This window comes from Pseudomonas sp. FP2254, from assembly GCF_030687695.1.
Taxonomy (GTDB): Bacteria; Pseudomonadota; Gammaproteobacteria; order Pseudomonadales; family Pseudomonadaceae; genus Aquipseudomonas; species Aquipseudomonas quebecensis.
This window is the reverse complement of sequence record NZ_CP117444.1, coordinates 585,071-597,361: the sequence shown is the minus strand read 5'-3', so window position 1 is coordinate 597,361 and position 12,291 is coordinate 585,071. Positions and strand designations below refer to the sequence as shown.

At 61.0% G+C, this 12,291-nt stretch carries 8 protein-coding genes, 2 tRNA genes and 1 pseudogene; 4 read left to right on the top strand and 7 right to left on the bottom strand.

The window, feature by feature from the left end; all coding sequences use genetic code 11:
- Positions 1-21: 21 nt before the first annotated feature.
- From rpsF to rnr, 3 genes are all read right to left on the bottom strand, one after another.
- Positions 22-444 (bottom strand): 30S ribosomal protein S6, encoded by a 423-nt coding sequence (rpsF, locus tag PSH94_RS02540; protein WP_003236224.1) that lies wholly within the window; start codon positions 442-444, stop codon positions 22-24.
- Between the two features lie 200 nt (positions 445-644).
- Positions 645-1,409, bottom strand: a complete 765-nt coding sequence (rlmB, locus tag PSH94_RS02535) for a 23S rRNA (guanosine(2251)-2'-O)-methyltransferase RlmB (protein WP_181080461.1) — start codon at positions 1,407-1,409, stop codon at positions 645-647.
- Complete coding sequence (rnr, locus tag PSH94_RS02530; protein ID WP_181080462.1) at positions 1,406-4,039, bottom strand: ribonuclease R; 2,634 nt, start codon at positions 4,037-4,039, stop codon at positions 1,406-1,408. The genes rlmB and rnr overlap by 4 nt, the downstream gene beginning before the upstream one ends.
- Positions 4,040-4,263: 224 nt before the next feature.
- Here rnr and PSH94_RS02525 point away from each other — a divergent pair.
- The 4 genes from PSH94_RS02525 to PSH94_RS02510 all read left to right on the top strand — a co-directional run bounded on the left by PSH94_RS02525 (position 4,264) and on the right by PSH94_RS02510 (position 7,344).
- Positions 4,264-4,350, top strand: a tRNA-Leu gene (locus PSH94_RS02525).
- 178 nt (positions 4,351-4,528) lie between these two features.
- Positions 4,529-4,615, top strand: a tRNA-Leu gene (locus tag PSH94_RS02520).
- 144 nt (positions 4,616-4,759) lie between these two features.
- Positions 4,760-5,785: an extracellular solute-binding protein gene (locus PSH94_RS02515; protein ID WP_181080463.1), complete on the top strand. Its 1,026-nt coding sequence runs from the start codon at positions 4,760-4,762 to the stop codon at positions 5,783-5,785.
- Positions 5,785-7,344 (top strand): iron ABC transporter permease, encoded by a 1,560-nt coding sequence (locus tag PSH94_RS02510; RefSeq protein WP_253510168.1) that lies wholly within the window; start codon positions 5,785-5,787, stop codon positions 7,342-7,344. The genes PSH94_RS02515 and PSH94_RS02510 overlap by 1 nt, the downstream gene beginning before the upstream one ends.
- A gap of 52 nt (positions 7,345-7,396) precedes the next feature.
- Here the strand turns inward: PSH94_RS02510 and PSH94_RS26000 are convergent, their stop codons facing one another.
- From PSH94_RS26000 to PSH94_RS02495, 4 genes and pseudogenes are all read right to left on the bottom strand, one after another.
- Positions 7,397-8,101 (bottom strand): methyl-accepting chemotaxis protein, encoded by a 705-nt coding sequence (locus tag PSH94_RS26000; protein ID WP_370694757.1) that lies wholly within the window; start codon positions 8,099-8,101, stop codon positions 7,397-7,399.
- A gap of 201 nt (positions 8,102-8,302) precedes the next feature.
- A pseudogene (locus tag PSH94_RS25995) lies at positions 8,303-8,356 on the bottom strand (hypothetical protein); the annotation flags it as partial.
- Positions 8,357-9,471: 1,115 nt separating this feature from the next.
- Positions 9,472-10,761: an adenylosuccinate synthase gene (locus PSH94_RS02500; RefSeq protein WP_181080466.1), complete on the bottom strand. Its 1,290-nt coding sequence runs from the start codon at positions 10,759-10,761 to the stop codon at positions 9,472-9,474.
- A 54-nt stretch (positions 10,762-10,815) separates the two neighbouring features.
- Complete coding sequence (locus tag PSH94_RS02495) at positions 10,816-12,003, bottom strand: ATP phosphoribosyltransferase regulatory subunit (protein WP_181080467.1); 1,188 nt, start codon at positions 12,001-12,003, stop codon at positions 10,816-10,818.
- Positions 12,004-12,291 lie beyond the last annotated feature (288 nt).

Sequence of the window (12,291 nt, the reverse complement as noted above, 5' to 3'; positions counted from 1 at the left end):
GCTCCTTAAAAGGTCCGTGGATTACTCGTCAGCGTTATCGCTGTTGTCGCTGTCATCACTGTCAGCGCTATCAGCGCCTTCGTGCTCAGGACGGTCGCGACGCTCACGGCGCTCACTGCGGTTTTCTTCAGCCTTGAGCATCTCGGATTGGCCGGTGACGGCTTCTTCGCGACGGATGACCAGGTTACGGATCACTGCATCGTTGTAGCGGAAGTTGTCTTCCAGCTCGGCCAGGGCCTTGCCAGTGCACTCAACGTTCAGCATCACGTAGTGAGCCTTGTGAACATTGTTGATTGCGTAGGCCAGTTGACGACGGCCCCAATCTTCCAGACGGTGGATTTTGCCGCCGTCTTCTTCGATCAGCTTGGTGTAACGCTCAACCATGCCGCCGACTTGCTCGCTTTGATCCGGGTGGACCAAAAAGATGATTTCGTAATGACGCATGAATGCTCCTTACGGGTTGTAGCCTGCCGCTCAAAAACGGTCAGACAAGGAGTGAATGACACTTATGGATCTTGCCGCAGAGAGGCACATCGGTGCCTGCCAGGAAGGCAAGGGGCGCAATAGTAGAGGAGCAGGGGGGAAGCTGCAAGCTACAAGCTACAAGTGGTCAACCACCGTGCTGTTAACTTGCAGCTTGAAGCTTACGACTTGCGCGAAGCGACTGCCTTTTTGGCCCCACGCTGACGCTGGGCTTCGAACAAGCACACGCCGGTCGCGACCGAAACGTTGAGGCTGCTGACGCTGCCGGCCATCGGCAGATGCACCAGGTAATCGCAATGCTCACGGGTCAGGCGGCGCATGCCTTTGCCTTCGGCGCCCATGATCAGGATGGTCGGGCCGGTGAGGTCCTGGTCATAAATGCTGACTTCGGCCTCCCCTGCCGTACCCACGACCCAAAGGCCGCGCTGCTGGAGTTTCTCCAGGGTGCGCGCCAGGTTGGTCACGGCCACCAGTGGAATCACTTCCGCCGCGCCGCAGGCCACTTTACGCACCACCGGCGTCAGGGTTGCCGACTTGTCCTTAGGCACAATCACCGCCAACGCGCCGGCGGCGTCCGCCGAACGCAGGCAGGCGCCGAGGTTGTGCGGGTCGGTCACGCCGTCCAGCACCAGAAGCAGCGGTGCACCTTCGGTACGGTCGAGCAACTCGTCAAGCATTGCCTCGCCCCAAACCTGGCTTGGGCTGACATCCGCAACTACACCCTGATGAACACCTTCGACCCACGCATCCATCTCGCGGCGTTCGGCCTGGCCGATAGCGACGCGGTTTTCATTGGCCAACTCGACCAGTGCCTGTACGCGCGGTTCGCTGCGACCTTCCGCCAGCCATACCTGTTTGACGCGCTTTGGATGGTGCCGCAGCAGTGCTTCTACGGCGTGTACGCCGTAGATTTTTTCCAGACTCATGACTTGGCCTTAGGTTTGCGCGACCCGCCGCTTTTCGCGGGGGCCGAACCCGCCTTGGGCGGGCCTTTACGGTGTTTACTCGGCTTGCTCGACGGCTTTTCGGCCCCTTGGGACTTTCCCCCAGACGCCGCTTTACCACCGCTTTTGGCTTCGTTAAGCAACTGCTGCTTCAACTCACGGCTCTTGCGCAGCTCGGCGTTTTTCGCTGCTGCATCGCTTGGGCGGTAGGCTTCGGGCGCTTTGTCCTTGGTGGAGGAGCGGCGACCAGCCTTGGCTGGCGCAGGCTCGGTGGCCACGGCTTTCGCTGGCGCCCCTTTGCCTTTGGAAGCAGGTGCAGCGGTTTCAATGCCACGCTTTTTGCGACCCGCCGGTTCGGCCGGTTTGTCAGGCATGCCGAAGTCGATCTTGCGCTCATCGAGATCGACGCGCATGACCTGCACTTCCACGGTGTCGCCCAGGCGGAAACTGCGACCGCTGCGCTCGCCCGCCAGGCGGTGATGCACAGGATCGAAGTGGTAATAATCGCCCGGCAAGGCGGTGACGTGCACCAGGCCCTCGACATAGATGTCCGTCAGCTCGACGAACAGACCAAAACCGGTCACGGCGGTGATCACGCCCGGGAACGATTCGCCCACGCGGTCTTTCATGAACTCGCACTTGAGCCAGTTCACCACGTCGCGCGTGGCTTCGTCGGCGCGGCGCTCGCTCATGGAGCACTGCTCGCCCAACTGTTCCAGGGTCGCTTCGTCGTACGGATAGATCCGTGCCTTCGGAATGCTCATGGCACCGGCGCGCTTGACGTGCGGGGTGTTCATCTTCGAATGGATCACGCTGCGGATAGCGCGGTGCGTGAGCAGATCCGGGTAACGACGGATCGGCGAAGTGAAGTGGGTGTACGCCTCGTAATTCAGGCCGAAGTGGCCCTGGTTGTCGGCGCTGTATACCGCCTGGCTCAGGGAGCGCAGCATCACGGTCTGGATCACATGGTAATCCGGACGGTCCTTGATGCTGGCCAGCAAGGCCTGGTAATCCTTCGGCGTCGGCCCCTCCTTGCCTTTGTGCAAGGACAGGCCGAGCTCGCCGAGGAACGCGCGCAGTTTTTCCAGGCGCTCCGGCGGCGGGCCATCGTGCACACGGTACAGCGCAGGAATCTCGTGCTTTTTCAGGAACTCAGCGGTGGCCACGTTAGCGGCCAGCATGCATTCTTCAATCAGCTTGTGTGCGTCATTACGGGTCGTCGGTGTGATCGCCGCAATCTTGCGCTCGGAACCGAAGATGATCCGGGTTTCCTGGGTTTCAAAGTCGATCGCGCCACGCACATGACGTGCGCCCAAGAGCACCTTGTACAGCGCATACAGCTGCTTGAGGTGCGGGACCACGCCGGCGTACTCGGTACGCAGGGCTTTGGCTTCGCTGGTCTTCGGCGTCTCCAGGATGGTGCTGACCTTGTTATAGGTCAGTCGGGCCTGGGAATGGATGACCGCCTCGTAGAACTGGTAGTCGGTCATTTCGCCGGTTTTCGAGATAGTCATCTCGCACACCATGGCCAAACGATCGACTTTCGGGTTCAGCGAACACAGGCCGTTGGACAATTCCTCCGGCAGCATCGGGATCACGCGCTCAGGGAAGTACACCGAGTTGCCGCGCACCTGGGCTTCGTTGTCCAGGGCCGAGCCGATCTTCACGTAGCTGGAAACGTCGGCGATCGCCACGTACAGCTTCCAGCCACCGGAGAACAAACGCAGCTTGCCGGGCTTGGCTTCGCAGTAGACCGCATCGTCGAAGTCGCGGGCATCTTCACCATCGATGGTGACGAACGGCAGATGGCGCAGGTCGATGCGCTTCTCTTTGTCCTTCTCTTCCACTTCCGGCTTGAGCTTGCGTGCTTCCTTCACCACGGCCTCAGGCCAGACGTGAGGAATGTCGTAGGTCCGCAGCGCGACGTCGATTTCCATGCCGGGCGCCATGTAGTTGCCGACCACTTCGATGACATCACCCTGAGGCTGGAAGCGCGGGGTTGGCCAGTGGGTGATTTTCACCTCGACGAACTGACCGACCTTGGCGTTGGCATTACGGCCAGGGGTGATCAGCACTTCCTGCTGCACCTTGGGGTTGTCCGGCACAACAAAGCCGATGCCGCCTTCTTCGAAGTAACGCCCAACGATGGTCTCGTGACCACGGGACACCACTTCGACAATCACGCCTTCACGGCGACCGCGACGGTCAAGGCCGGAGACGCGCGCCAGGGCACGGTCGCCATCGAACACCAGGCGCATTTGCGCCGGGCTCATGAACAGGTCGTCACTGCCGTCGTCGGGGATCAGGAAGCCGAAACCGTCACGGTGGCCGGCAATGCGGCCGAGGATGAGGTCGAGCTTGTCCACCGGCGCATAAGTGCCGCGGCGGGTGTAGATCAGTTGAGCGTCGCGCTCCATGGCGCGCAGGCGGCGGCGCAGGGCTTCGAGCTGGTCTTCGGTGGTCAGACCGAACTCTTCAACCAACTGCTCGCGGCTAGCAGGCGAACCTCGATCGGCGAGATGCGCCAGGATCAGTTCGCGGCTAGGAATAGGGTTTTCATATTTTTCCGCTTCACGAGCGGCCTCGGGATCGAGGGACTGCCAATCGGCCATTAGAGAGTTTTCACCTTGTCTATATGCGGGTTAGTTTGGCATACGCGTATTGAAACGGGAAATTTCAGGCGTCAACAAGCGTTTAAAAGCCTTTTAAAGCCGCCGACGAGCACCTTGCACGACCACTGGCGAAATTTTCCAGGCTTTTTTCATGGCGGGGGTTTACAGCTCAAAATCCGCTCCGTATAGTGCGCGCCATCGACGACGGCAACGTTGAAGATACTGCCCAGATGGTGAAATTGGTAGACACGCCAGCTTCAGGTGCTGGTGGCCGCAAGGCCGTGGAAGTTCGAGTCTTCTTCTGGGCACCAATTCAAAACTTGAGGTTTACCTTGAGTTTATCCAGAAACCCGCGAAAGCGGGTTTTTGCGTTATAGGCCTTTGTTTTTCAAAGGAAAACTTGATTTATATTTTTGAATCAGGGGTTTACAGATCAAAAAGCGCTCCGTATAGTTCGCTCCATCAACAGCGGCAACGCTGCTTGAGATTGCCCAGGTGGTGAAATTGGTAGACACGCCAGCTTCAGGTGCTGGTGACCTTACGGTCGTGGAAGTTCGAGTCTTCTCCTGGGCACCATATTCAGATCAAACCCGCGAAAGCGGGTTTTTTCGTTTCTGCGGTTTGAAAACTTTATCTGCGTTTATCCTCTCACCCGCACTTGAGAAGTTTTATCGTTTATCCTTGCAATGATTTGTTGCACTCAAGTGAGGAAAACCCCGGATGATGATCCGCGATACCCGTCCCAAGACATCCCTTCTGCGTGGCCTGACCATCACTCTGCTCGGCCTGACCCTGCTCTCCCCCACCGCCTTCGCCGCCGACAAGGTTTCCCTGACCCTGTACAACGGCCAACACAAAGAAGTCGGCGACGAACTCGCCAAGGCCTTCGAAGCCAAGACCGGCATCCACGTCAATGTCCGCAAAGGCAGCAGCAACCAACTGGCCAGCCAGGTGGTTGAGGAAGGCGAGCGTTCGCCGGCCGACGTGATCTACACCGAAGAATCGCCCCCTCTGAATAAACTGGGCGAACAAGGCCTGCTGGCAAAGATTGACGCCAGCACGCTGGATGTATTGCCCAAGGATTACGTGGGCGGCAACGGCGACTGGATGGGCGTCACAGCACGCACTCGCGTCGTGGCCTTCAACCCCAAGCTGATCGCCGAGAAAGACCTGCCCAAGTCAGTGCTGGATTTCGCCGGCCCAGAATGGCAAGGCAAAGTCGGCTTCGTCCCCACCAGCGGTGCGTTCCAGGAACAAGCCGTGGCAATCATCAAGCTGCACGGTCGCGAGGCTGCCGAAGAATGGCTCACCGGCCTGCGCGCGTTCGGCAAGGTGTACAGCAACAACATGGTGGCACTGAAGGCTGTAGAGAATGGCGAAGTGGCCACCGTACTGGTGAACAACTATTACTGGTTCGCCTTGAAGAAGGAAAAAACTCACCTCGACTCCCAACTGCACTATTTCACTGATGGCGACGCTGGCGGCTTGATCACCGTGTCCTCCGCGGCGGCGTTGAAGTCGAGCAAACACCCCAAAGAAGCCCAGCAATTGCTGGCGTTCATGGCCAGCGAAGAAGGCCAGCGCGTGATCACCAACACGTCCGCTGAATACCCACTGCGCAAAGGCATGCAGTCCAACCGTGGACTCAAACCGTTCAGCGAACTGCAACCGCCAAAAGTCACGCCTGCCGACCTGGGCAATGCTGAAGAGGCCCTGGACCTGGAACGTGAAGTTGGCTTGAACTGATGAACCCTTCGCTCCCCGTCGCGCGCGGGGTTTTGCGCCCTCGGCGCAAGCGCCCTTCGATCTGGTTGCTGCTGCCCGTGCTGCTACTGGTCGGCCTGAGCCTGCTGCCACTGGCGTATGTCGGACTGAAGGCCTGGCAAGCGGGCTGGGCGCAAGCGGTGCATTTGCTGTGGCGGCCCTACGTGTTCGGGCTGCTGCGCAATACCCTGGCACTGATGGTCGGGGTGACCGTCGCCTGCGGCCTGATCGGCCTGTCGCTGGCCTGGCTGCTGGAGCGCAGCAACCTGCCCGGACGACGCCTCTGGGGCGTGATCCTGTGCCTGCCGTTTGCTGTCCCGGCGTTCGTCAGCAGCTTCACGTGGGTGTCGTTGAGCGCCGACTTCGAAGGCCTGGGCGGGGCGATCCTGGTGATGAGCCTGTCCAAATATCCGCTGGTGTTCCTGCCGGTGGCGGCGACCCTGCGCAACCTTGACCCGTCGCTGGAAGAATCGGCGCGCACCCTGGGAATGAATCGCTGGGGCGTGTTCGTGCGCGTCACACTGCCGTTGTTATGGCCTTCGCTGCTGGCCGGGGCGCTGCTGATCGCACTGCACATGCTGGTAGAGTTCGGTGCCTTGTCGATCATCGGCCTGCAGACATTTACCACCGCGATCTATCAGCAATTCGAACTGGAATTCAGCAATGCCAACGCCGCGATGCTCTCGGCGGTGCTGCTGGTGATGTGCCTGACCCTGCTGTGGCTGGAGCTGCGCGTGCGCGGCAAAGGCCGACATGTGCGCATCGGTCAAGGCGCGGCGCGCCACGCCGAACCGGTCAAGCTGGGCAAGTGGGCGCCGCTGGGCCAGGTGTATTGCCTGGCGCTGGCGATCATTGGCAGCGGCATTCCGTTGGGGATGCTCGGCTATTGGCTGGCCGTGGGCTCGTCGGCGGCATTTCCGGTGGCCGAAATCAGCGAAGCGCTGCTGTCCTCCCTGGCGCTGTCGCTGGGCGGTGCGGCGCTGTGCCTGGTGCTCGCGGTGCCGGTCGGACTGCTGGTGGTGCGCTATAAAGGCCAACTGGCGATCTGGGCGGAACGCTTGCCCTACCTTCTGCACGCCCTACCTGGGCTGGTGATTGCGCTGACGCTGGTGTACTTCGCTCTGCACTATGTACCAGTGCTGTACCAGACCTCGGCGTTGTTGCTGATCGCGTATGCGCTGCTGTTCCTGCCGCTGGCCCAGGCGCCGATCCGCACCGCGCTGAACAAGGCGGCACCGCAACTGGAAGAGGCCGCTCGCACGCTGGGAGCATCGTCATTCGGCGCATTTTGCCGGGTGACCCTGCCGATCATCTTCCCGGCATTGGGCGCAGCGTTCGCACTGGTATTTCTCGACGCCATGAAAGAACTGACCGCGACGCTGCTGCTCAGCCCAACCGGGTTGAACACATTGGCGACAGCCGTATGGGCGCATACCTCGAATGTGGAATTCGCGGCGGCGGCGCCTTATGCAGCGCTATTGATCGTGGTGTCGGGACTGCCGGTCTATTTGCTCACGACGCGGATGTATTTGAGTCGCTGAAAGCGTTATCGGGGGGCAAGCCCCCCTCCCACAGGTTGTATTGCAGGCAACGCTAAGCCCGAAACTGCCCCAGACTCGCCTTCAACTGCGCCGCCAACCCATCCAGCACCTTGCCGCTGGCAGTGGTTTCCACCACCGCCTGGGCGGCACGCTCGGCCTGGGCATGAATCACCTCGACCCGCCCGCGGACCGCATGGGCGCCCTGGGCCTGATGCTCGGCGGCCCGGGTGGCCAGCCCGATTGCCGCGTGCACCTGTTCCACCGAAGCCTGCACCGTTTGCTGCAGACGCATGCTGTCGCGCAGCACCAGCAAGCCTTCGTTGGCTTGACGGCCGGCCTTGCCGATCGTTTCCACCGCCTCGCGGGCACCCTGCTGCAGCGCCACGATATGGGCCTGAATATCACCGGTCGAGCTTTGGGTTTTGCTGGCCAGGGCACGCACCTCGTCCGCCACTACCGCAAACCCGCGCCCGGTCTCGCCGGCACGCGCCGCCTCGATGGCCGCATTAAGCGCCAGCAGGTTGGTCTGCTCGGCAATGCCATGAATCACCGTCAACACCACCTCGATCTGCTCGCTCTGCTGCGCCAGGCGCTCGATCACGTGCGAACCGGCCTCGACCTGACCTGCCAACGCCTCAATCAAACCGCCGACCTCGGCAGAGGTGCGCGAGTTCTGCTCGGTGGCCTGGCGAATGTCCACCACCTGTTGCAGCGCAGCCTGCATCGCGTGGCTTTCCGCCTGGGCTTCGTCAGCCATCTGCGACAGTGCGCGCAGACTCTCGGCCACTTCGTCACGCTGCAAGCCCGCCGCCGCATCGGCACCGGCATTGCGCAAGCTCATGGCGCCGATTTCCACGCCGGTACGTTGAGCCACATCACCCGCCTCGCGCACGATCGGCTGTAACTTATCCACAAAGCGATTGACCGCCGAAGCCATGGCGCCGATTTCGTCCTTGCTGTTGATCTGCACTCGCTTGGTCAGATCACCCTCGCCTGCGGCCAGATCGTCCATGGCGGCGATCAACAGCTTGAGGCGATTGACCACGCGTCGCCCGAGCACCACGGCAATCAGCAACAGAACCGCAAGCCCTACCAGCGCCAGGCCCATGCCGATGCGCCAACGCAACGTCCCGGCCGCTTCCTGCACGACACTGGAGGTATTGGCCGTCATCTGGGTGGCGGTAGCCTGCGCCGATTGCAGCCTGGCGCCCATCGCGGCCGCACTGTCAGCCGCGGCGCCCTTGAGACTGTCACCCACCAGCTGGTCACCGCTGGCGATCAGGGCGGCAAAACGCTTATCCAGCGCCTGCAAGTCGGCTTCCACCGAAGCGGTGGACACCCCCATGAGCACCTTGCCGATTTCTACACCATTAGGGCTGATGGACGCCTCGACGTAGTACACCGACGGATCATTCCTGGCGGCGTTGAGGACCTTGTCCAAGGCGCGATCGCCCTGGCCTTTTTCCAGCAACGCCTTGTTGATCGGATTTTCGCGATTCAGATACCGCGTCAAATGCTCGCCGGCCGCGTCGTCATAGACCACGAACAGTACATTGGGATTGCGCTGGGCCCGACGGGCAAACTCGGACAGCGTAGGCACATCGCTGTCCCACATGGCGCGTGGGGCGACCGATGCCAGCAATTGCGCCATATCATTGGCGGAATCCTGCAGGTCTTTTTCCAGGGTCGCACGCAGTTGCTTCTGTTCTGCCTGCAAGCGCGAAGACAAACCGCTGGTAAGGCGCTGGCGCGTACTGGACGACAGACTGTCGAGACTGGAGGTGACTTCCTTGCCGGCCTGCGCCAGCTCGTTCGACAATTTTTGACTGTCGATCCCCAGGCGACTGCCTAGATCGGCCTCCAACGCTGTGACGGTGCTCCGCGTCAGCGCGACGGCCACCAACACTTGCACCAAAAGAGCGATACCTAGGGTAACGAACACCGGCCGCAACAAACGGCTTTGTAACAATGAAAGAACGGCAGACATCGGAAAATCCCTCCACCACGGGTGCCATTAAATTGATAGCACCGCGAAAGAAGGAAATACAGCAAGGGTCATGCCGTTTGGCCGATAGAAACGACAAAGGGCTCCCGAAGAAGCCCTTTGTTTTTCAGATCAACAGCTTATCAAGCGAACGGATGACGCAGGACGATGGTTTCGTTGCGGTCGGGGCCCGTCGAAATAATGTCAATCGGTGCGCCGATCAGTTCTTCGACGCGTTTGATGTAGGCCCGGGCGTTGGCCGGCAATTCTTCCAGGGACTTGGCGCCCACGGTCGACTCGGTCCAACCTGGCACTTCTTCGTACACCGGCTGCAGGCCTACGTAGCTGTCAGCGTCGGTCGGTGCAACATCGTTACCGTTTGCATCTTTATAGCCGGTGCAAATGTTGATGGTTTCCAGACCGTCGAGTACGTCCAGCTTGGTCAGGCAGATGCCCGAGATGCTGTTCACATCGATAGCGCGGCGCAGGATAACGGCATCGAACCAGCCGCAACGGCGCGCACGGCCGGTGGTGGCGCCGAATTCGTGACCTTGCTTGGCCAGGTGGGCGCCCACTGCGTCGAACAGCTCAGTCGGGAATGGCCCCGAACCGACGCGCGTGGTGTAGGCCTTGGTGATGCCCAGGATGTAGTCCAGGAACATCGGGCCAACGCCCGAACCGGTAGCGACGCCACCTGCGGTGGTGTTGGAGCTGGTCACGTACGGGTAGGTGCCGTGGTCGATGTCCAGCAGCGAACCCTGGGCGCCTTCGAACATGATGTCCTTGCCGGCGCGACGCAGGTCGTGCAGCTCAGCGGTCACATCCAGCATCAGCGGCTTGAGCAGCTCAGCGTATTCCTTGCACTCGGCCAGGGTCTTGTCGAATTCGATGGCCGGCTCTTTGTAGTAACCGACCAACATGAAGTTGTGGTAATCCACCAGTTCACGCAGCTTGTCTTCGAAGCGCGGCATGTTGAGCAGGTCACCCACACGCAGGCCACGACGTGCAACCTTGTCTTCGTAGGCCGGGCCGATGCCGCGACCGGTGGTGCCGATCTTCAGCTCGCCACGGGCCTTTTCACGGGCCTGGTCCAGCGCGACGTGGAAGGACAGGATCAGCGGGCAGGACGGGCTGATACGCAGGCGCTCGCGCACCGGTACGCCTTTCTCTTCCAACTTGGTGATTTCCCGCAGCAGGGCGTCCGGTGCAACCACCACGCCGTTACCGATCAGACACTGCACGCCTTCGCGCAGTACGCCCGACGGGATCAGGTGCAAAACGGTTTTTTCGCCATCGATGACCAGGGTGTGGCCAGCGTTGTGACCCCCTTGGTAGCGCACTACGGCGGCAGCATGTTCGGTCAGCAGATCAACGATCTTGCCTTTGCCCTCATCACCCCATTGGGTGCCCAGGACTACGACATTCTTACCCATAACACTTGTCCTCATTCGCGCAAACTTGGTGCCGGCGATGGCCGGCAGGAAAACTCAAGAAGCCAGTGGCGATACTTGCCAAAGCCCGTTCTGCAGAATCAATTGCCGGTCGCAGTCCGCTTCACGGGCGGCGGCCAATGGCTGCCCAGGCAACGCCTGGACGACACGCTGACCCTCACTGCGCAACTGGCAGACCTGCTGCCAGAGTGCCGCGTCCGTACTGTCGGGCATCCAGATGCCACCAGACGGCAGCTCGACCTCAGCACGCCCCAGGGTCACCAGGGTTTTCAAATCGGTGGAAAAACCGGTGGCCGGACGCGCACGACCGAAGTCGGCGCCGATATCGTCGTAACGACCGCCTTGGGCGATGGCCTGGCCAACACCCGGAACAAACACCGCGAACACTACGCCAGTATGGTAGTGATAACCGCGCAGCTCGCCCAAATCGAAGTACAGCGGCAACTGCGGGAAACGTGCCGACAACTGCTCGGCAATCGCCAGCACGTCATCCAATGCCGCCAGGACCGCCGCCGGCGCGCTCGCCAGTTGCTCACGGGCGGCGGCGAGCACTTCGCGGCCGCCGCACAAGTTCACCAGCGCACGCAGCATGCGGGCCAGGTCGGCCGGCACACCTTCGGTCAGTGCGATCACTTCATCGATGGCCTTGCGCTGCAACGCATCGAACAATTGTTGCTCCACTTCACCGGACAAACCGGCCGCACGGGCCAGACCGCGGTAGATACCGACGTGGCCCAGGTCCATGTGTACATCCGGCACGTCGGCCAGTTGCAGCATGGCCAGCATCAAGCTGATGACTTCCACATCGCTGCTCGGGCTGGCGTCGCCGTACAGCTCAGCGCCAAGCTGGATCGGGCTGCGAGAGGAAGACAACGCACGTGGCTGCGCATGCAGCACGCTGCCGGCGTAGCACAGACGGTTCGGACCTTCGCGACGCAGGGTGTGCGCATCGATGCGCGCCACTTGTGGCGTGATGTCGGCTCGAAAACCCATCTGCCGGCCGGACTGCGGATCGATAACCTTGAAGGTGCGCAGATCCAGGTCCTGGCCCGCGCCGGTCAGCAGGGATTCGAGGTACTCGATATGAGGGGTCACGACAAAGTCATAACCCCAGCTCTGGAACAGATCCAACACCTGGCGACGCGCTACTTCAATGCGCGCAGCTTCTGGTGGCAGTACTTCTTCGATGCCATCTGGCAGCAGCCAGCGGTCTACCGTTGCCATTACGCCATTCCCCTTTGATCCGGGCGGCCAGCCCTCGGCCGAGCCTTGAGTGAAGCAGAAAGTGCCCGCCGCCTGCATAAACCACGCGCAAGAGCGACGTGACGAACGGCCTGCCAGCGGCCTCGTCGGGCACTTTCCTCGAAAAACCTGTCACGCCTGCCGAATCAAACATGCAGACGCAAAAAAGCCGGGAATTTCCCGGCTGCCGCATCATACACCCGTTTTCTGAAAGGATCACCCCGCCAGGCGTTTTACCCGCCCGACGGAGTGCGTCCTACTTAGTCACAG